Below are 20,621 nucleotides of genomic sequence, written 5' to 3'. Positions count from 1 at the left end.
TTAGAATAGCTGTTAGGACTGTAACATTATACTTGCATATCCGTATTCCTGATTAGAACGGATGTCGTGGGCCTAAGCATTAGAAATGGGGAGACGATGAATGATGTCTCCCCATTTCCGCAAGAAGCGGGGATAAATATTGAACTTGCAGAAAGAAACTCTAAATTCAATTTTTCTTTTATTTCCCTGCTTTCGCCAGCTCTTTTACCAGCGGCAACATCACGCGTACCACATCATGACTGCGTTTTTCGATACGATGCGGGAGCCATTTATCCAGATACTGTTGGTTATCAATCAAAGCGTTATGCCAACTGGTTCCATCGGGGAAGGCTTTGCTCTTCGCGCGCTGCTGATATCCATCTTTTTTGCCCAGCGACCAGTTTGTTGCTTCAACATAAAGCACCGGAATTCCAGCCTCGTCAAAGACGTTGGTATCGCTGCAACAGCCAGTGCCTTTTGGATAGGCAGCATTCAGTCCTGGATTTGTGGTGGCCTGAACGCCAAACTTATGTGCCAGTTTTAACGCCCGATCGCGCGTTAATTTACTGACCGCAGTCGGCGTTGCTTTCCCGCTATTGAAGTAGAGTTTGTCGCCGACAATTAAGTTATCGAGATTGATCACCAGCAGCGTGTTTTTCTTCTCACGAGCCGTCATGCGTTTGAGTATATCTTCCGCGCCCAGCGTGCCAATTTCTTCACCACTGGTAGCGATAAAACGAATGCCATAACGTGTTGGGATCTCTTGCATGCGCGCAGCAAGTTCGAGCATCACGCCCAAACCAGACGCGTTGTCATCCACACCTTGCAGTGTTAATCCGCCAAGATTGTTATTCACATCGTTATCACTGAGCGGAGAATAGGTATCGAGATGCGCCATGATGATAATTTGCTGCGGATCAATGCCCTCGCGGGCAGCAATGACCGAACTGGCGCTCACATTATGCCAATTCTGATGACCGTCTTTGGTGGTGTAAAGATAGCGGGTATTAAAGCGGCGAATATCGCTTTGGTAGCCAAGCTGGCTAAATTGTTGCTTGAGGTAATCCGCCGCTAACATTTCCGAAGGGCTGCCCGTCATGCGCCCTGGGAATACCGTCGCAATGTGGCGAGTTTGTTGACTGGCTATTTCGCCAATTGGCGAGTGACTTGCTAATGCTGGCAAAGTACAGCAAATGCTTAGCGCCAGGCTGGTCAGCGTGTGGCGCAATGCGGAAAACATAGTGGGTCCCTTTCAAAGAGGAAAAATTTTTGCCCGGATAGTATGAAACTGTGATGGGCGTTACACAATTTCAATTGCTCTGAAAGCCGCATTATCTCGTGGGTAAAGCACATTTTGTGATTTGCATTTCCACGGCGTTATTCCTTTGTGGAACTACTCATTCCAATTCGTAATTTCATAACAAATAAACCTCAGCCGTATAGTCCCCTAATGAATTTTAAACGGTGGGCTAAGAACCTCCGTACTAAACCTCGGTTAAGGGAAGGTTATGGACCAGAAACGACTTACTCACTTACGGCAACTGGAGGCAGAAAGCATCCATATCATCCGTGAGGTCGCAGCCGAATTTGCTAATCCGGTGATGATGTATTCCATTGGCAAAGACTCCTCGGTGATGTTGCATTTGGCCCGTAAAGCCTTCTACCCAGGCACGCTTCCTTTCCCACTGCTGCATGTTGATACCGGCTGGAAATTCCGCGAGATGTACGATTTCCGTGACCGCACCGCGAAGAACTACGGTTTTGAGCTGCTGGTGCATAAAAACCCGGAAGGCGTGGCGATGGGAATTAACCCGTTCGTGCACGGTAGCGCCAAACATACCGACATCATGAAAACCGAAGGGCTGAAACAGGCGCTGAGTAAGTACGGGTTTGATGCCGCTTTTGGTGGCGCGCGGCGTGATGAAGAAAAATCTCGTGCGAAAGAACGTATCTATTCTTTCCGTGACCGTTTCCACCGTTGGGATCCTAAAAACCAGCGCCCGGAGCTGTGGCACAACTACAACGGCCAGATTAACAAAGGCGAGAGCATTCGCGTGTTCCCACTTTCTAACTGGACCGAGCTGGATATCTGGCAGTACATCTTCCTGGAAAATATCGAAATCGTGCCGTTGTATTTGGCCGCACCACGCCCTGTGCTGGAGCGTGATGGCATGCTGTTGATGGTCGATGATGACCGCATCGATTTACAACCTGGCGAAGTGATTGAGCAGAAAATGGTGCGCTTCCGTACCCTGGGCTGCTGGCCGCTGACCGGTGCCGTTGAGTCCGAAGCGCAGACGCTGCCGGAAATCATCGAAGAGATGCTGGTTTCGACCACCAGTGAACGTCAAGGGCGGGCAATTGACCGCGACCAGGCAGGCTCCATGGAGCTTAAAAAACGCCAGGGTTATTTCTAAGGAGCCGCCAGATGAACACCACTATTGCACAACAAATTGCGGATGAAGGCGGCGTTGAAGCCTATCTGCACGCGCAGCAACATAAAAGCCTGCTGCGTTTCCTGACCTGCGGCAGTGTCGATGACGGCAAAAGTACCCTGATTGGTCGCCTGCTGCATGACACTCGCCAGATTTATGAAGATCAGCTTTCTTCCCTGCATACCGATAGCAAACGCCACGGTACGCAGGGTGAAAAACTGGATCTGGCCTTGCTGGTGGATGGTCTGCAAGCCGAGCGCGAGCAAGGCATTACTATCGACGTGGCGTACCGTTATTTCTCGACGGAAAAACGTAAGTTTATTATTGCCGACACGCCGGGGCATGAGCAGTACACCCGTAATATGGCGACCGGTGCGTCCACCTGCGAGCTTGCGATCCTGTTGATCGATGCGCGCAAAAGCGTGCTGGATCAAACGCGTCGCCACAGTTTTATCTCCACGCTGCTGGGGATCAAACATCTGGTGGTCGCGGTCAACAAAATGGATCTGGTGGATTACAGCGAAGAAAGATTTGAGCAGATCAAACAGGATTACCTGACTTTTGCTGAGCAGCTTCCGGCGGATCTGGATATTCGATTTGTGCCACTTTCGGCCCTCGAAGGCGACAACGTGGCGACCCAAAGTGCCAGCATGCCGTGGTATAGCGGTCCTACTCTGCTTGAGCTACTCGAAACGGTAGAGGTGAAACGCACCGTTGAGCAACAGCCGATGCGTTTCCCTGTTCAGTATGTGAACCGCCCGAATCTCGATTTCCGTGGTTATGCCGGGACGCTGGCTTCAGGCATTGTGAACGTCGGGCAGCGGGTAAAAGTTCTGCCATCGGGCGTTGAGTCAACCATTGCGCGAATCGTCACTTTTGATGGAGATTTGCAACAAGCCGCTGCGGGCGAAGCGATTACGCTGGTGCTGAAAGATGAAATCGACATCAGCCGCGGAGATTTGCTGGTGGATGCTGCCGACGCACAGCCTGCGGTACAGACAGCGAAAGTCGATGTGGTGTGGATGGCGGAGCAACCGCTGGTGCCGGGCCAAAGCTACGACATCAAAGTGGCAGGCAAGAAAACCCGTGCGCGCGTGGATAACATTCATTATCAGGTTGAAATTAACAGCCTGACCCAGCGCGTGGTGGAAACCCTGCCGCTCAACGGTATCGGTCTGGTGGATTTGACCTTTGACGAACCGTTGGTGCTGGATAAATACCAGGAAAACCCGGTGACTGGCGGGCTGATTTTCATCGACCGACTGACCAACGTGACGGTGGGTGCCGGAATGGTGCGTGAGCCGCAAGAAGAGGTGTATCAGGAACCTTCTGCGTTTAGCGCGTTTGAGCTGGAACTGAATGCGCTGGTGCGCAGACACTTCCCACACTGGGGCGCACGTGATTTGCTGGGAGGAAAATAATGGCTGATCACGACGAAAACGTCGTCTGGCATGCGCATCCAGTAACGGTTGAGCAGCGTGAGAAACTTCATCAGCACCGGGGTGCGGTGCTGTGGTTTACCGGGCTTTCCGGTTCCGGTAAATCGACCATTGCAGGTGCGCTGGAAGAGGCGTTACACAAACTTGGCGTCAGCACTTATTTGCTGGATGGCGATAATGTGCGCCACGGTTTGTGCAGCGATCTTGGCTTTAGTGATGCAGATCGTAAAGAAAACATCCGCCGCGTCGGTGAAGTTGCCAGGCTAATGGCCGATGCGGGGCTGGTGGTGCTGACCGCATTTATTTCTCCTCATCGAGCAGAACGCCAGATGGTGCGCGAGCTTGTCGGGGAAGGGCGGTTTATTGAAGTGTTTGTTGATACACCACTTTCTATCTGCGAAGCGCGTGATCCGAAAGGTTTGTACAAAAAAGCCCGTGCCGGTGAGTTGCGTAATTTCACTGGAATTGACTCGGTTTACGAGGCTCCAGAGAACCCGGAAATACACTTAGGCGGCGAACAATTAGTAACAAATTTGATTGCGCAATTATTAGACCTGTTGCGGCGTGACGTTATTATCAAAACCTAAGACATTGCCAGGATTGTTTCGTGCCTGGCTTGCAGGGTTTATGGATTCGTTATGCGCAATAGTACCAATATCGCTATTACATCGGCTGAAGCAAGCCCTGGCACCGAAGAGACGACCTGGTCATTGGCCGGGGCGTTTATCGGTTTTTTGTCGTGGCTATTGGCACTGGGCATTCCGTTCCTGGTTTACGGCCCTAACACCCTGTTTTTCTTCCTCTATACCTGGCCATTCTTCCTTGCGCTCCTCCCTGTTGCGGTGGTGGTAGGGATTGCCTTGCACTCTTTGTTGCGCGGACGCGTGGTATATAGCTGCGCGGCGACGGTGCTGGCCGTGGCACTCATGTTCGGCATTCTATTCTTGTGGCTGATGGGTTAGCCGTAAATATTTACCAAACCGTAACAGACTATTTATGACCGCAAGTTCGCTAACTCGCCTCCAAACGCGCATGTTGCCGCTATCTGTGATAAATTCTGCCGCAAATACGAGGGGCCATTTTGGGCCCAGAGCGAAGCTCGATAAAATTTTGTGCGATGATTGTGCCGTTTTTCAGGGGGCAGGATGGGTAAACTAACGTTGCTGTTACTGGCTTTGTTGGTCTGGTTGCAGTATTCGCTGTGGTTTGGAAAAAACGGCGTACATGATTACACGCGTGTGAACGACGATGTTACCGCTCAGCAGGCGACGAACGCCAAGCTCAAGGCGCGTAACGATCAGCTGTTCGCTGAAATTGACGATCTTAATGGCGGCCAGGAAGCCATTGAAGAGCGTGCGCGTAACGAACTCAGCATGACCAAACCGGGTGAAACTTTCTACCGCCTGGTACCCGATAGCTCTAAGCGCTTAGGCAACACTGCCGGGCAGAACAATCGATAATCAAGCGTAAGTGAATCTACATGGCAGACTCCTCCCCGGACGTAATTGCCGTGGTGCCGGCAGCAGGTATCGGCAGCCGCATGCAAACGGAATGTCCTAAGCAATATCTAAAAATCGGCAATAAAACTATTCTTGAACACGCGGTGGCAAGCCTGATGGCCCATCCACGCGTGGCTCATGTCATTATCGCCATTAGCCCAACCGATAACTGGTTTGCCTCTTTGCCTCTTGCTTCACACCCAGATGTGACGGTCATTGAGGGTGGAGCGCAACGTGCTGATTCCGTGCTTGCCGGGCTAAATGTGGTGCAAGGCGCTCAATGGGTACTGGTACATGATGCAGCGCGCCCATGCTTGCATCAGGATGATTTAGCGCGTTTATTAGCGATAACTGAAACCAGCAAAATTGGCGGCATTCTGGCTGCACCCGTGCGCGACACCATGAAACGTGGCGAGCCGGGAAAAAACCTGATAGCCCACACCGTCGATCGCGAAGACCTCTGGCATGCTTTAACGCCACAACTGTTCCCGCTGGAATTGCTGCGAACCTGCTTGCAGCGCGCACTCGATGAACACGCCTCGATTACAGATGAAGCCTCAGCGCTTGAGTATTGTGGCTTCCATCCCGAATTAATTAGCGCCCGCGCCGATAATATAAAAGTGACTCGTCCTGAAGACCTGGCGTTGGCGGAGTTTTACCTCACGCGGTTAACCCAAACGGAGACTGAATAATGCGTATTGGACATGGTTTTGATGTACACGCCTTTGGTGGAGAAGGCCCGATTATCATTGGTGGCGTACGTGTACCGTTCGAAAAGGGGCTGCTCGCTCACTCTGATGGTGATGTCGCGCTGCACGCATTAACAGATGCTTTGTTGGGGGCGGCGGCTTTAGGGGATATCGGTAAATTATTCCCGGATACTGACCCGGCGTTTAAAGGCGCTGATAGCCGCGAGTTGCTGCGTGAAGCGTGGCGTCGCATTCAGGCTAAAGGTTTCACCCTGGGTAACGTCGATGTGACTATTATTGCGCAGGCGCCAAAAATGGCACCGCACATCCCGCAGATGCGCGTGTTTATTGCCGAAGATCTTGGCTGCCATATGGATGATGTTAACGTGAAAGCCACCACCACCGAAAAGCTCGGCTTTACCGGTCGTGGCGAAGGTATTGCGTGTGAAGCGGTCGCTCTGCTGCATAAGGCGCGTAAATAATGGATATGCAGAATCTGACCTGGCTGCACGGCAAGCCACAAGGCACCGGGTTAATCAAAGCCAGTCCAGAGGACTTCGTGGTTATCGAAGACCTGGGTTTTGGGCCTGATGGCGACGGCGAACAACTCCTGTTACGCATCCTGAAAAATGGCTGCAACACACGCTTTGTTGCTGATGCGCTGGCGAAATATCTGAAGGTTCCCGCCCGTGAAGTGAGCTTTGCCGGGCAGAAAGACAAGCATGCAGTAACCGAGCAGTGGTTCTGCGTACGTCTGCCGGGCAAAGAAATGCCGAGTATGAGCGCTTTTCAACTCGAAGGGTGCCAGGTGCTGGAATATGCCCGTCACCGCCGTAAACTGCGCCTCGGTGCTTTGAAAGGTAACAACTTCACGCTGGTGCTGCGCGACGTGAGTGACCGCGCAGAGCTTGAACAGCGCCTGAATAAAATTCTGCACCAAGGCGTGCCGAACTACTTTGGCAGCCAGCGTTTTGGTATTGCAGGTAATAACCTGCATCAGGCGGTGCGTTGGGCGCAAAGCAATGCGCCAATCCGTGACCGCAATAAACGCAGTTTTTATCTGTCAGCTGCTCGTAGCGCCATGTTTAACCAGATTGTCAGCGAAAGGCTGAAAAAGCCGGACTTTAACCAGGTTATCGATGGCGACGCTTTGCAGCTCGCCGGGCGCGGGAGCTGGTTTGTCGCAACGCCTGAAGAGATGCCCGAGCTGCAAAACCGTGTTGATGCGGGTGAATTGCTGATTACCGCGCCATTGCCAGGTGATGGAGCCTGGGGTTCGCAAAACGCAGCACTTGCGTTTGAGCAAGAGTGTGTGGCGCAGGAAACTGATTTACAGTCACTGTTGGTACGTGAGCGTGTAGAAGCGGCGCGTCGCGCCATGTTGGTCATGCCGAAAGAGTTAAGCTGGGCCTGGTGGGATGATATCACCGTTGAGCTGAAATTCTGGCTGCCAGCCGGGAGTTTCGCGACAAGCGTAGTGCGTGAACTAATGAACGCGCCGGGCGGTTATGCTGATATTGCCGAATAGTAATCCTGGACAGTTCTTGGTTGTGAATGTTACAAAAACAGCAACAATTTCATGACGGCTGCACTAAAATCAGCTAACTGGGATAAAACAATAAGAAGCTTTGTAAATTCAATATGAGAATACTTTTGAGTAACGATGACGGGGTCAACGCGCCGGGCATTCAAGTTCTGGCTGCCCGACTAAGGGAATTTGCTCAAGTGCAGGTTGTTGCCCCTGACCGTAATCGCAGTGGGGCTTCAAACTCACTGACGCTCGAATCTTCATTACGAACTTTCACGCTGGCAAACGGCGATATTTCTGTGCAAATGGGCACGCCGACGGACTGTGTCTATCTCGGCGTGAATGCTTTGATGCGTCCCGCCCCTGAAGTGGTGGTTTCCGGTATCAACGCGGGGCCAAACCTGGGCGATGACGTCATCTATTCCGGTACCGTTGCGGCGGCGATGGAAGGACGGCATTTGGGCATTCCGGCGCTGGCTGTTTCGCTTAATGGTCATGAGCACTATGAAACGGCCGCTGCCGTGACATGCACAATTTTGCGTGCGCTAATGCGTGAGCCGCTGCGTACCGGGCGCATTTTAAATATTAATGTGCCGGACTTGCCGCTTGATCAAATCAAGGGCATCCGGGTGACTCGCTGTGGCAGCCGTCACCCATCAGATAAAGTCATTCCGCAAGAAGATCCTCGTGGAAATACACTGTATTGGATTGGGCCTCCGGGCGATAAATTCGATGCAGGTCCGGATACCGATTTTGCCGCCGTTGATGAAGGCTATGTTTCGGTAACGCCATTGCATGTTGACCTGACTGCCCACAGCGCTCGCGAGGTCGTCAGCCACTGGTTGAACAAATCAGGAGTGGATGAGCAATGGTAAGCAAACGCGTACAAGCCCTTCTCACACAGTTGCGTAATCAAGGCATAACGGACGAAAAAGTTCTGAATGCGATTGCGTCGGTGCCGCGAGAAAAATTTGTCGATGAAGCGTTTGAACACAAAGCCTGGGAGAATACGGCATTACCGATTGGCTCAGGCCAAACCATCTCACAACCCTACATGGTTGCAAGAATGACCGAATTGCTGGAGTTAACGCCTGAGTCACGTGTGCTGGAAATCGGCACCGGCTCCGGGTATCAAACGGCTATTTTGGCGCATCTGGTGCATCATGTTTGTTCAGTTGAACGCATCAAAGGCCTGCAATGGCACGCAAGGCGACGTTTAAAGCAGCTCGATCTGCACAATATCTCGACCCGTCATGGTGATGGCTGGCAGGGCTGGCATGCGCGAAGCCCATTTGACGCTATTATTGTTACGGCTGCACCGCCAGAGATCCCCGCCGAGCTATTGTCTCAGCTGGACGAAGGTGGTGTTTTAGTTCTCCCGGTTGGCGAAGAAAGACAGTATCTGAAGCGCGTTCGCCGACTTGGTGGGGAATTTGTCATTGATACGGTAGAAGCCGTTCGTTTTGTACCCTTAGTGAAGGGTGAACTGGCATAACCCGGAAATATCTTGCTTTTTTTCTAAGGTTTTTGGCGTAACGTTACGCGCAGCGAGATTTTGATAACTGGCCGTAAGCGCCGGTTCTGCCGTATTTTCATACATAAGCATATGATTGTTTTTGGGGGATTAATGAGCGCGGGAAGCCCAACTTTTACTATACGCCGTATTGCAGCGTTATCGCTGGTGAGCCTGTGGTTAGCTGGATGTACCAGCAATAACAGCCAGGCGCCTATCAGTTCTGTAGGCGGCAACAGCAATGCCAGCAGCAGTTCTTCCGGTGGCATGCTGGTAACCCAGCCACCGAAAATGTCCACCCAAAGCCAGACTCCACAAATTCAGCCGGTGCAGCAGCAACCGACGATCCAGCCTATGCAAACGCAGCCGGTGGTTTCAACGCCAGTGCAAACTCAAAACGGCCACATCGTTTATAACCGCAAATATGGCGATATCCCTAAAGGTAGCTATACCGGCGGCAGCACTTATACCGTTAAACGTGGCGACACACTTTTCTATATCGCGTGGATTACCGGGAACGATTTCCGTGATTTAGCCCAGCGCAACAGTATACCGGCACCGTATGGCCTGAACGTGGGTCAAACGCTACAAATCGGTAATGCTTCGGGTACGCCAATCACCGGTGGTAATGCCGTGACTACCGCAGATGCCAGCGCACAAGGCGTTGCGCCTACGCCTGTGCAAAATAGCACCACGGTGGTTGCTTCTAAACCTGTAATTACGTATTCTGAGGATTCAGGTGAACAGAGTGCTAACAAAATGTTGCCGAATAATAAAGGGACTGCGACAACTGTCACAGCACCGGTTACGGCACCTGTGGTTAGCTCTACGACTACTGTACCAACTGCCAGCAGCACGTCCGATAGCGCGCCAATTTCGACCTGGCGTTGGCCGACTGAAGGCAAGGTTATTGAGAACTTCTCTGCTACCGAAGGTGGCAATAAAGGGATCGATATCGCAGGCAGCAAAGGCCAGGCTGTTGTTGCTACCGCCTCCGGGCGTGTGGTTTATGCCGGTAACGCGCTGCGTGGTTACGGTAACCTAATCATCATTAAACATAACGATGATTACCTGAGTGCCTACGCCCATAACGATACAATGCTGGTCCGGGAACAACAAGAAATCACGGCGGGGCAGAAGATAGCTACCATGGGTAGCACCGGAACCAGTTCAACACGTTTACATTTTGAAATTCGTTACAAGGGGAAATCCGTCAACCCGCTGCGTTACTTGCCGCAGCGATAAGCCGGCGAAGTACTTAACTGCAGATCTGTATTTATGCACATAAGTATTTTGCCCAGGGATCACGGGTAGGAGCCACCTTATGAGTCAGAATACGCTGAAAGTTAACGAGTTAAATGAAGACGCGGAATATGATGAGAATGGAGTTGAGGTCTTTGACGAAAAAGCCCTCGTAGAAGAGGAACCCAGTGATAACGACATAGCCGAAGAGGAGTTGTTGTCACAGGGGGCCACTCAGCGTGTGCTTGACGCGACTCAGCTTTATCTTGGGGAGATTGGTTATTCCCCATTATTGACAGCCGAAGAAGAGGTGTATTTTGCCCGCCGCGCTCTGCGTGGTGATATCGCTTCCCGCCGTCGCATGATTGAAAGTAACTTGCGTCTGGTGGTTAAGATTGCCCGTCGTTATAGCAATCGCGGTCTGGCTCTGCTGGACTTGATTGAAGAGGGTAATCTGGGGCTGATTCGTGCCGTTGAGAAATTTGACCCAGAACGTGGGTTCCGTTTTTCAACGTATGCAACATGGTGGATTCGTCAGACCATCGAACGGGCAATCATGAACCAAACCCGTACGATTCGCTTGCCGATTCATATCGTGAAAGAGCTGAACGTTTATCTGCGTACCGCTCGCGAACTCTCTCACAAGCTTGACCATGAGCCGAGTGCAGAAGAGATTGCCGAGCAACTGGATAAACCGGTTGATGATGTTAGCCGTATGCTGCGTCTCAACGAGCGCATTACTTCAGTAGACACCCCGTTGGGTGGCGATTCTGAAAAAGCGCTGCTGGATATTCTGGCTGACGAAAAAGACAACGGCCCGGAAGACACCACGCAAGACGACGATATGAAACAAAGTATCGTTAAGTGGTTGTTTGAACTGAACGCCAAACAGCGTGAAGTGCTCGCTCGTCGTTTTGGACTGCTAGGCTATGAAGCTGCAACACTGGAAGATGTGGGTCGTGAAATCGGCCTGACTCGTGAACGTGTTCGTCAGATTCAGGTTGAAGGTCTGCGTCGTCTGCGTGAAATTTTGCAGACGCAAGGTCTGAATATCGAAGCATTGTTCCGCGAGTAAATGTTCCGCGAATAATCGACTGTTCAAATAAAAAAGCGGTGACTCAGGTCACCGCTTTTTTTATGTTTTTTGTAGGCCGGATAAGCGCAGCGCCATCCGGTGTTTTCTACACCAGACTTTTCAGGCGATAAATCCACTCCAGCGCCTGACGGGGTGACAGCGAGTCCGGATCTAACGCTTCCAGCGCCTCAACCGCAGGCGAGGTTTCCTCCGCCACTGACAACAGCGACATCTGTGTACCATCTACTTGCGTGGCTGCCGTGTTGTTAGAAAGCGTTTCCAGCTCGCGCAGTTTTTGACGCGCACGTTTAATCACTTCTTTTGGCACGCCCGCCAGCGCGGCAACGGCCAGGCCATAACTTTTGCTCGCTGCACCGTCTTGCACGCTGTGCATAAACGCAATGGTATCGCCATGTTCAATCGCATCAAGGTGAACGTTCGCTACACCTTCCATTTTTTCAGGCAGCGTTGTCAGCTCAAAATAGTGCGTGGCGAACAGCGTCATGGCTTTGATGCGATTTGCCAGGCTTTCGGCACACGCCCAGGCGAGCGACAAACCATCATACGTGGACGTTCCACGGCCAATTTCATCCATCAACACCAGGCTGTGTTCGGTAGCGTTATGCAGAATATTGGCGGTTTCGGTCATCTCCACCATAAAGGTTGAGCGCCCGGATGCCAGGTCATCTGCGGCACCGACACGGGTGAAGATACGGTCAATTGGGCCGATTTCCGCCTGTTGTGCGGGAACAAAACTGCCGATATAGGCAAGCAAGACAATCAGCGCAGACTGGCGCATATAGGTACTTTTACCGCCCATGTTCGGGCCAGTAATAATCAGCATTCGGCGTTGCGGAGCCAGGCTCAGCGGGTTGGCGATAAACGGCTCGCTAAGCACTTGTTCAACTACCGGATGGCGGCCTCCAATCACTTTTATACCTGGCTTATCGCTTAATTGCGGACAGGTGTAATTTAGGCTGTAAGCACGCTCCGCGAGGTTCACCAGCACATCGAGTTCCGCGAGAGCGGTCGCACTTTGTTGCAACGCTTCAAGGTGCGGTAACAACGCGTCGAACAGCTGATCGTAGAGCTGTTTTTCCAGCGCCAGCGCTTTGCCTTTCGAGGTGAGCACTTTGTCTTCGTACTCTTTCAGTTCAGGAATGATATAGCGTTCAGCATTTTTCAGCGTCTGGCGGCGGACGTAGTGAATTGGAGCGTGGTGACTCTGGCTGCGGCTGATCTGAATGTAATACCCGTGCACGCCGTTGAAACCGACCTTCAACGTATCCAGACCGAGTTTTTCACGCTCGCGGATTTCCAGTTTATCGAGATAATCTGTCGCGCCATCTGCCAGCGCGCGCCATTCGTCTAACTCTTCGTTATAGCCCGGCGCAATCACACCGCCATCGCGCACCAGCACGGGCGGCGCTTCAACCACAGCGTGCTCGAGCAATTCACGCAGTTCGGTGAATTCGCCCATGTTCTCACGCAGTGTTTGCACATAGTCAGTCGGGACGTCGGCCAGTAACTCACGCAGTTCTGGCAACTGTTGGAATGCGTGGCGCATACGCGCTAAATCACGCGGGCGCGCGGTGCGTAAGGCCAGACGCGCCAGAATACGTTCGAGATCGCCGACCTGACGCAATACCGGCTGAATTTCAGCGCTACGATCCTGCAGAGCGGCAATGGTCTGCTGGCGTTTTTGCAGAATATCAACATTACGAATCGGCATATGTAGCCAGCGTTTGAGCATACGGCTACCCATCGGCGTGACGGTGCAATCCAGCACTGACGCGAGCGTGTTTTCAAAGCCGCCAGACAGGTTCTGGGTAATCTCCAGATTACGGCGCGTTGCGGCGTCCATAATAATGCTGTCTTGCTGGCGATCCATGGTGACTGAACGGATGTGCGGCAGTGAAGTACGCTGCGTGTCTTTAACGTATTGCAACAGGCAACCAGCAGCACATAACGCGTGATGGGCATTTTCGACGCCAAAACCGGTGAGGTCGCGAGTGCCGAATTGCATATTCATCTGCTGGCGCGCGGTGGAGATTTCAAATTCCCACAGCGGGCGGCGACGTAAACCACGGCGGCCTTCAATTAAACGCGTCTCGGCAAAATCCTCTGCGTACAGCAGTTCAGCAGGATTTGTGCGCTGAAGTTCGGCAGCCATAGTTTCGATATCTTCCGGCTCGGACAGGCGAAAACGCCCGGAGCTGATATCGAGCGTGGCATATCCAAAGCCTTTGCCGTCTTGCCAGATGGCGGCCAGCAGGTTGTCCTGGCGCTCTTGCAGCAGGGCTTCATCACTGATGGTGCCTGGCGTAACGATGCGCACGACTTTGCGCTCGACAGGCCCTTTGCTGGTAGCCGGATCGCCAATTTGTTCGCAAATGGCGGCAGATTCACCCAGATTCACGAGCTTGGCTAAATAGTTTTCGATAGCGTGATGCGGCACGCCAGCCATGGGAATGGGCTCGCCAGCGGATGCGCCGCGTTTAGTCAGGGAAATATCGAGCAGCTGCGACGCACGTTTTGCATCGTCATAAAACAACTCGTAAAAGTCACCCATGCGATAGAACAACAAGATGTCGCGATGTTCTGCTTTGAGGCGCAGATACTGCTGCATCATTGGGGTATGGGCGTCGAAATTTTCCGTTGTACTCATAATGTTTTTCTTTTTAATCCATTGAATTAAAAGTTAATTGCGATTTTTTATTATTGTTAGTGGTCACATTATCGCATGAAGCTGATTCACCGTGAAAAGCTTCGCTATTACACCATAGAACCACTCGATGACATATCGCCAAACAGCAGGAAAACTTCGCGTCGGCTCGCAGAGTCTGTTACTCCCGCTGTGATTTTGATTTACCATAAGGAATACACATTCGTCGTTAGTCATATGGATATCTCAACACATGCGTTACTCCGTCGCGTTACTTCCGCTTATTGTTTTGCTGGCCGCATGTAGCAGCAAACCGAAAACTGAAACTCCGCAGCAGCAAGCCGGCACGCCTTCGGGTGGTTTCCTGTTGCAGCCGCAGCATGATGTCTTTATGCAGACGGGGGATTTTGCCAATAATCCTGAAGCCGAGAAGTTCATCAATAAAATGGTGAGCGAACACGGCTTTGACCGCCAGCAATTGCATGAAGTGCTTTCTCAGGCGAAAAGATTAGATTACGTGCTGCGTTTGATGGATCAACAAGCGCCAACCACCGCGCCACCTCCGGGTCCAAATGGCGCATGGTTACGTTATCGCGCTAAGTTCATTACGCCAGATAACGTGCAAAATGGCGTTGTGTTCTGGAATCAATATGATGACGCGCTGAAACGTGCTTTCCAGGTTTACGGCGTACCACCGGAAATTATCGTCGGGATTATCGGGGTGGAAACCCGCTGGGGCCGCGTGATGGGTAAAACGCGCATCATTGATGCACTGGCGACGTTGTCATTTGCTTATCCGCGTCGTGCGCAATACTTCTCGGGCGAACTGGAAACCTTCCTGTTGATGGCGCGAAATGAAGGCGATGATCCGCTGGCATTGAAAGGTTCGTTTGCCGGGGCGATGGGCTACGGCCAGTTTATGCCATCTTCCTTTAAAGAATACGCTGTTGATTTCAACGGTGACGGCCATGTGAATCTATGGGATCCGGAAGACGCCATTGGTAGCGTCGCGAATTACTTTAAGGGTCACGGTTGGGTGAAGGGTGATTTGGTCGCGGTTCCGGCCAACGGCCAGGTCCCTGGGCTGGCGAACGGTTTCAAAACCAAATATTCGGTTTCTGCGTTGCAGCAGTCCGGACTTACCCCACAAAGTTCCCTGGGGAATCATCAGGAAGCCAGTTTGTTGCGTCTGGATATGGGTGACAGATACCAGTACTGGTACGGCATGCCGAACTTCTACACCATCACGCGCTACAACCACAGCACGCATTATGCGATGGCGGTCTGGCAGCTAGGTCAGGCGGTTGCGCTGGCTCGCGTTCAGTAACAGCATGCTCGCCCCTCACGGGGCGGGCATCGTAATTTTAAAGAATTCCCGCTTGATGGAAATCGTGCAGGTTGATTGCACCCACTAATTTGCCGCCTCCATCCACTACGGGCGCGGCACTGATGCGTTTTTTCATCAGTATCTCCTTGGCATCAATAGCGCGAGCATCAGCATTGAGTACGATGCCGGAACGGGTCATTGCAGTATTAATGGATGCTTCAAGTTTTCCACCGCCAACCAGCCAACGGCGAAGGTCTCCATCGGTAAATACACCTGTTACCAGGTTGTCTTGACTGCACACCGCGACCAGGCCAAGACCGGTGCGGCTTAACTCCAGCATGGCATCCATCACCGTGGCTTTATCTGTAACGACCGGAAGTTGATCTTCGGTGCGCATCAGATGGTGAACGCGATTCAACAAGCGAGCACCCAGAGCCCCAGCAGGATGGGAGCGCGCAAAATCTTCTTCATTAAAGCCACGTTCTTGCATCACGGCCATCGCCAAAGCGTCACCCATCATCAATGTATTTACTGCGCTTGATGTTGGAGCAAGGCGCATTGGGCAAGCTTCACGCTCCACGGAAATATCCAGCGTGGCGAGCGCGGCTTTCGCCAAAGGTGACTCAGATTTCCCGGTAATCGCAATCAGTGAAATGGCTTTCTCCTGTAAGCGTGGGATGATCAGATCAAGCTCTTTGGCGGTGCCAGAATAGGATATAAACAGCAGAATATCGCGGCTTTCAATCATGCCCAGATCGCCATGCAATGCTTCCGCAGGGTGGACAAAGAAAGCGGGGGTTCCTGTGCTGGCAAGTGATGCAGCAATTTTCTTACCGATATGCCCGGATTTCCCCATGCCGGAAACGACCACTTTTCCCTGGCAGGCCAGTACCGCGTTTGCGGCGGCAACAAAATCTTTGCCCAAACGATCCGGCAGACGGCTGGCTTCTTGTAATTCAAGGAGCAATGTTTCCCGCGCGGCATTGATCATCCGTTCACTCATGGTCACCTCCAGTCACTATGACGTTCACACCTTTTTCCCGTAGCGCAGTTAAAAATTCCGCGCTGATACCGCTGTCGGTAATGATGGTATCGACACTCTCCAGCCCGCAGACGATATTCGGACTTTTACGGCCAAATTTTGAAGAGTCGGCCATCAGGATCACCTGGCGCGCAGCATTGCACATTGCCTTGCTGACGGTGTAGACCTCGTTAAAAGTCGTCACTCCCGCATTCAGATCTATGCCATCGGTACCCATAAACAGTTTGTCGAAGCTGAAATGTTCGAAGGCAGTTTCGGCCAGTTGACCATGGAACGATGCCGATTTTTTACGGAAGGTTCCGCCAGGCATCAGAATGGTTTGTTCGTTATCCAGCTCTGAAAGTGCATTCACGATATGCAGGCTATTGGTCATCACGGTGATGTTGTTGAAACGCTGGAGTAGGGGAACCATCTGTAACACGGTGCTGCCCGCGTCTAGAATGATGGAGTCGCCATCATGGATGTACTGGACTGCGGCATCGGCAATTTTCTGTTTTTGCTCAGTATTAATGAGCGTTTTATGGTCAATTGGCGGGTCTGGCTCATCTTTACTGAGCACGACGCCGCCATAGGTACGTATTACCGAACCGGCAGTTTCCAGTAAGACCAAATCTTTACGAATCGTCGTGCCCGTTGTTTGAAAATGATGAGCGAGATCTTCTACAGAACACTTTCCCTGTTTTTGCAGGTGTTCCAGAATCGCCGCCTGCCGCTGACGTGGTTTCATAGGTTCTTATTACCTTGCAATAATTTTCGATTCGCTAATTTCGCAAGCAATAAGCATTCGAAACGAAATTAACCTTGTTTCAATTTGAGCGCTAATGATAGTGCATTCTGACAGTTCTGATCATGGGGGAAGATCACATCAGGCTTTAATTGCTGACGGTTATGTCCATGTAACTGTGACACGGGTCGTGGGCGGGCGAAAATAGTCAGACCTTTCATCATTAAACTGTCGCGAACGTTTTGCTGTTCGTCAAAAGCCAGAGCAATGACAACACGAGGTTTGAAACGGCCGGACGAGCGGCCAATCCCAACGCTGCCCTGTTTACACAACTGGTCGAAAGCACGATTGAAGTTGCGAATTTGCCAGCCACCCAAAATGAGTTGGCTTAGCCAGGCGATGACGGCGAGAGCGATAAGTGAATTAACCATGGATTCTCCTGAAAGTATGGGTGGATGTCGCTTACGCTAATCCACCCTATAACTGCTGTTCTCGGGGGGAATTGGGAGAGTTAGAACATCACCTGCCCGCCGGTCACATTGATAGATTGCCCGGTGCAGTACGATGCTTTTTCGCTGGCATAAAACAGCAGCGTATTAAGCACATCCTGGTAGTCGCAACCGCGTTTGAGGGGCACCTTGTCGACGTAATACTGTTCGACCTCGTCGGCGGCAATGCCAAGCTTTTGCGCATATTGCGGCAATAACGATTGAAACATTGGGGATTTCAAAAGGTTGCCGAGCATCAATGAGTGAACGGTAATCCCGTACTCCGCCAGATCCAGCGCCAGAGATTGTGTCAGCCCCACACCGCCAAACTTGGCCGCGCTGTAGCCGGAGTTATGTTTGCTGCCCACTTTGCCCGATTTAGAATTGATCTGGATGATGCGGCCTTTGATGTTGTCGCGGATCATTAAGCGTGAGAACTCTCTGGCGCACAGGAAGTAGCCCACCAAATTCACCTGTAGCGAACGGTCGAAATCGCCTAGCGCAAAATCACCAATAAATGCGGCTTTGGCAATGCCTGCGCTATACACCAGCAAATCGACCTGGCCAAAAATCTCATCGACTCCCTGCGCAAGGACCGTCACACTTTGTTCGCTCGTCGCATCTGAACCGAATCCCCAGGCTATTCCTGCACCGTATTGTTCGTTAATCTCCTGTGCCACGCGGGCCGCTTTTTCACTCTGAATGTCTACTACGGCTACTTTGTAACCTTCCTGAGCCAGCCCATGGCAGAGAAACGCCCCGAGCGTTTGCCCTCCACCGATGACAACGGCAACTTGATTCATGTTTAACTCCTTCAATGTCTTATGCTAAAAATGTTAACCGGCAACCGGGTTCAATTCCCTCTGGTAGCGGGCCTTTTACGTGAACGGTGCCGGGGTATTCCGGCAAAACGCCGCCATCAAAACGCAGGGTGATATGCCCTAATTCCTGTAAATTTTGCTGGGCAACATCACCCACTGCGGTGACGTCGTAATGCTGCCCGTTGAGTTCAAAGCTAATGCCGGGGCGCAAGGTGCCAGTCAGAGGTCCGGGATTATGGATAAAGCAGAAATCCTGAATATCCGCAGGCGCACCTTCCCGGAAGGTAATCAGCATGTTGTCTTCCAGCGCTTCACGGGCGTGTTGGCCAATATGAGTGATGGTGGTCATATAAATAGTCTGCATTGTGGCTCCTATTGATAGATAAAACCGGATACCAGCCAGGCAATCAGTACCGTTGGTGCACCCGTTAAAAAACGGCCAACCAGCACAGACGGCACGCCGACACGAACGGTATCCTGGCGGGCTTCAGCCAAAGAAAGCCCAACGGGAATAAAATCGCAGGCGGCCTGGGCGTTAATGGCAAACAGCGCTGGCAGGGCCAAATGTGGCGGAATATGCCCCTGACCAATTTGTACGCCGATAAGCACACCAATGACCTGAGCGATAACTGCGCCAGGTCCCAGGAAAGGGGAGAGCAGCGGGAATGAACATATAAGAGCCAGAGTGATTAGCCCTATTGGGTTATTCGCTAATGGAGCCAGGCCGTGAGCGATCCAGTCGCCAAGCCCTGAAGCTATGATGATGCCAATCAGGGCGGAAACGAATGCCATAAATGGCAGAATAGTTTTCAGCACTGTGTCGATGGTGTCGCGCCCGGCCTGGAATAAAACGGCCACTGCGGAACCCATTCCCATGCCTACTTTTGCCAACAAGCCATCACTCTGTTCGGTGATTTTTTTGCTGGTGTCGTAATCACGTATAGGGGCCTTTTCTGCCGCCTGTGACTCACTGTTTTCCCAACGGATGTTTTCTTCCCGGACCGCCGAGACATAAATATCTTCAACGATGTACTGCGCCATCGGGCCTGATTTACCGGTGGCATGAATATTAATGGTGGGAATATGGCGTTTTGGGTACAGCCCGCAGCGTAAAGTGCCGCCGCAGTCGATCACCGCCACGGCAATTTCCGCTTCCGGTGGCTCACCTTCTTTAAAGGCATCCACGGCTTCCCAACCCGTCATTTCACTGAGTTTGTCGATAATTGCCGGACGCGTGCCAGCGGTGATATAGACGATCTTTTTCCCCGGTTCGACCGGCAGAATCAACGGGCCACCCCAACCACCATGGCCTTTTTCAATACGAATGCTTTGAGTCATGATTTTTCCTTAGAGTCGTACCTGACGTTCAAGCTCAATACCCATTTTCTTCTCGAAAACCGACGTAGTGAGATCCGTTATCCAGCCGCGGAAAAAGTTAGTCACCAGGCCGACCAGGAGGTAGCTCACCGCAAGTGGGCCAAGCGGCAGACCCAGCGTGGTTAACCCGCTGGCAATACCCAGATAAACAAAGAGTTCGCCAGGATTAATGTGTGGAAACAGGCCGTTCATGGAATGGCAACTGTAGGAAGCTGCGGCGTAGTAGCTGGGTTTATATTTCTCAGGCATAAAACGCCCGAGGCTGAGTGTCATTGGGTTGCAGAACACGAAAGTGCCGATGAAGGGTAATAGCAGGTAGCGGGAAACGGGGTTGCCAGCGCAACGTTGCGCCATCCGTTCTATACGATGCTGGCCGATAAAATTAATCAGCGCGTTCATTACAACCAGCAGGCTTATTAGCAGTGGAAGAATACCGGTCACCATACTGGTAAAGACTTCTCCCCCTTTCTGAAACAGGCCAATAAACCATTCTGCCCCGTGGGTAATCATGTCGATCATTGTTCTCTCCTGTAGGGTAAATGCTCACTGTTATGCTCAGTGGCAATTAATAATAATCACTTTGAAACATCAAAAGATGTTATTTAGATCTCATTGTGAAATATAAAATGATCAATTTGAAAGGTTTTGAGGTGAAAGGGGTTTGGTTATTTACAAAGTGGTGAGGGTGGTTTATGTTATGTTATAACAAATCAAATTAAGTGGTTTATCCCGCAATGCTTCCTTCACGGACACTCTTTACCATGGCTGCGCCGGTACG

22 protein-coding genes are annotated in these 20,621 nt (G+C 51.7%); 13 read left to right on the top strand and 9 right to left on the bottom strand.

Annotated features, from left to right (window positions below):
- Nucleotides 1-178: 178 nt before the first annotated feature.
- On the bottom strand, nt 179-1,219 hold the full coding sequence (locus M2371_RS11320) for an aminopeptidase (protein ID WP_259267745.1): 1,041 nt from the start codon (nt 1,217-1,219) through the stop codon (nt 179-181).
- 268 nt (nt 1,220-1,487) lie between these two features.
- Between M2371_RS11320 and cysD the strand changes: the two genes are divergently transcribed.
- The 12 genes from cysD to rpoS all read left to right on the top strand — a co-directional run bounded on the left by cysD (nt 1,488) and on the right by rpoS (nt 11,399).
- A complete protein-coding gene (cysD, locus tag M2371_RS11315; RefSeq protein WP_034497961.1) occupies nt 1,488-2,396 on the top strand; it encodes a sulfate adenylyltransferase subunit CysD in 909 nt (302 codons plus the stop codon).
- Between the two features lie 11 nt (nt 2,397-2,407).
- The gene (cysN, locus tag M2371_RS11310; protein WP_172893397.1) at nt 2,408-3,835 is read left to right on the top strand and encodes a sulfate adenylyltransferase subunit CysN; all 1,428 of its coding nucleotides are present in this window, start codon (nt 2,408-2,410) and stop codon (nt 3,833-3,835) included.
- On the top strand, nt 3,835-4,440 hold the full coding sequence (gene cysC / locus M2371_RS11305; RefSeq protein ID WP_259267744.1) for an adenylyl-sulfate kinase: 606 nt from the start codon (nt 3,835-3,837) through the stop codon (nt 4,438-4,440). The genes cysN and cysC overlap by 1 nt, the downstream gene beginning before the upstream one ends.
- A 51-nt stretch (nt 4,441-4,491) precedes the next feature.
- Complete coding sequence (locus tag M2371_RS11300) at nt 4,492-4,815, top strand: DUF3561 family protein (RefSeq protein ID WP_034497955.1); 324 nt, start codon at nt 4,492-4,494, stop codon at nt 4,813-4,815.
- A gap of 183 nt (nt 4,816-4,998) precedes the next feature.
- Entirely contained in the window at nt 4,999-5,313 is a 315-nt protein-coding gene (gene ftsB, locus M2371_RS11295) for a cell division protein FtsB (RefSeq protein WP_034497953.1), read from the top strand.
- A 20-nt stretch (nt 5,314-5,333) separates the two neighbouring features.
- A complete protein-coding gene (ispD, locus tag M2371_RS11290; RefSeq protein ID WP_115627490.1) occupies nt 5,334-6,044 on the top strand; it encodes a 2-C-methyl-D-erythritol 4-phosphate cytidylyltransferase in 711 nt (236 codons plus the stop codon).
- Nucleotides 6,044-6,523, top strand: a complete 480-nt coding sequence (ispF, locus tag M2371_RS11285) for a 2-C-methyl-D-erythritol 2,4-cyclodiphosphate synthase (protein ID WP_034497950.1) — start codon at nt 6,044-6,046, stop codon at nt 6,521-6,523. Before ispD ends, ispF begins: the two co-directional genes overlap by 1 nt.
- Entirely contained in the window at nt 6,523-7,569 is a 1,047-nt protein-coding gene (gene truD, locus M2371_RS11280) for a tRNA pseudouridine(13) synthase TruD (protein ID WP_404979390.1), read from the top strand. Before ispF ends, truD begins: the two co-directional genes overlap by 1 nt.
- 113 nt (nt 7,570-7,682) lie before the next feature.
- On the top strand, nt 7,683-8,444 hold the full coding sequence (gene surE / locus M2371_RS11275) for a 5'/3'-nucleotidase SurE (protein WP_034497946.1): 762 nt from the start codon (nt 7,683-7,685) through the stop codon (nt 8,442-8,444).
- On the top strand, nt 8,438-9,064 hold the full coding sequence (locus tag M2371_RS11270; RefSeq protein WP_034497944.1) for a protein-L-isoaspartate(D-aspartate) O-methyltransferase: 627 nt from the start codon (nt 8,438-8,440) through the stop codon (nt 9,062-9,064). Before surE ends, M2371_RS11270 begins: the two co-directional genes overlap by 7 nt.
- A 132-nt stretch (nt 9,065-9,196) precedes the next feature.
- The gene (nlpD, locus tag M2371_RS11265; protein WP_259267743.1) at nt 9,197-10,327 is read left to right on the top strand and encodes a murein hydrolase activator NlpD; all 1,131 of its coding nucleotides are present in this window, start codon (nt 9,197-9,199) and stop codon (nt 10,325-10,327) included.
- A gap of 79 nt (nt 10,328-10,406) precedes the next feature.
- Entirely contained in the window at nt 10,407-11,399 is a 993-nt protein-coding gene (gene rpoS / locus M2371_RS11260) for an RNA polymerase sigma factor RpoS (protein ID WP_034497934.1), read from the top strand.
- Between the two features lie 106 nt (nt 11,400-11,505).
- On the opposite strand, the gene mutS is transcribed toward rpoS, so the two are convergent.
- Complete coding sequence (gene mutS / locus M2371_RS11255; protein ID WP_259267742.1) at nt 11,506-14,067, bottom strand: DNA mismatch repair protein MutS; 2,562 nt, start codon at nt 14,065-14,067, stop codon at nt 11,506-11,508.
- A 250-nt stretch (nt 14,068-14,317) separates the two neighbouring features.
- On the opposite strand from mutS, the gene mltB reads away from it, so the two are divergent.
- Entirely contained in the window at nt 14,318-15,391 is a 1,074-nt protein-coding gene (gene mltB / locus M2371_RS11250; protein WP_259267741.1) for a lytic murein transglycosylase B, read from the top strand.
- A gap of 37 nt (nt 15,392-15,428) precedes the next feature.
- Here the strand turns inward: mltB and gutQ are convergent, their stop codons facing one another.
- The 7 genes from gutQ to M2371_RS11215 all read right to left on the bottom strand — a co-directional run bounded on the left by gutQ (nt 15,429) and on the right by M2371_RS11215 (nt 20,362).
- A complete protein-coding gene (gene gutQ, locus M2371_RS11245) occupies nt 15,429-16,394 on the bottom strand; it encodes an arabinose-5-phosphate isomerase GutQ (RefSeq protein WP_172893401.1) in 966 nt (321 codons plus the stop codon).
- Complete coding sequence (locus tag M2371_RS11240; protein WP_172893402.1) at nt 16,387-17,160, bottom strand: DNA-binding transcriptional repressor; 774 nt, start codon at nt 17,158-17,160, stop codon at nt 16,387-16,389. The genes gutQ and M2371_RS11240 overlap by 8 nt, the downstream gene beginning before the upstream one ends.
- 68 nt (nt 17,161-17,228) lie before the next feature.
- The gene (gene gutM / locus M2371_RS11235) at nt 17,229-17,588 is read right to left on the bottom strand and encodes a transcriptional regulator GutM (RefSeq protein ID WP_172893403.1); all 360 of its coding nucleotides are present in this window, start codon (nt 17,586-17,588) and stop codon (nt 17,229-17,231) included.
- An 80-nt stretch (nt 17,589-17,668) separates the two neighbouring features.
- Nucleotides 17,669-18,448 carry a sorbitol-6-phosphate dehydrogenase gene (srlD, locus tag M2371_RS11230; protein ID WP_172893404.1) on the bottom strand — a complete coding sequence of 260 codons (780 nt, stop codon included), beginning with the start codon at nt 18,446-18,448 and terminating at the stop codon, nt 17,669-17,671.
- A gap of 19 nt (nt 18,449-18,467) precedes the next feature.
- The gene (gene srlB / locus M2371_RS11225) at nt 18,468-18,830 is read right to left on the bottom strand and encodes a PTS glucitol/sorbitol transporter subunit IIA (protein WP_172893405.1); all 363 of its coding nucleotides are present in this window, start codon (nt 18,828-18,830) and stop codon (nt 18,468-18,470) included.
- Nucleotides 18,831-18,838: 8 nt separating this feature from the next.
- Complete coding sequence (locus M2371_RS11220; RefSeq protein ID WP_172893406.1) at nt 18,839-19,804, bottom strand: PTS glucitol/sorbitol transporter subunit IIB; 966 nt, start codon at nt 19,802-19,804, stop codon at nt 18,839-18,841.
- Between the two features lie 9 nt (nt 19,805-19,813).
- The gene (locus tag M2371_RS11215; RefSeq protein WP_172893407.1) at nt 19,814-20,362 is read right to left on the bottom strand and encodes a PTS glucitol/sorbitol transporter subunit IIC; all 549 of its coding nucleotides are present in this window, start codon (nt 20,360-20,362) and stop codon (nt 19,814-19,816) included.
- Nucleotides 20,363-20,621: the final 259 nt, after the last annotated feature.

This window comes from Buttiauxella sp. BIGb0471 (assembly GCF_024807715.1).
In the GTDB taxonomy this organism is placed as follows: domain Bacteria; phylum Pseudomonadota; class Gammaproteobacteria; order Enterobacterales; family Enterobacteriaceae; genus Buttiauxella; species Buttiauxella agrestis.
This window is presented reverse-complemented; position numbering and strand designations above follow the sequence as displayed.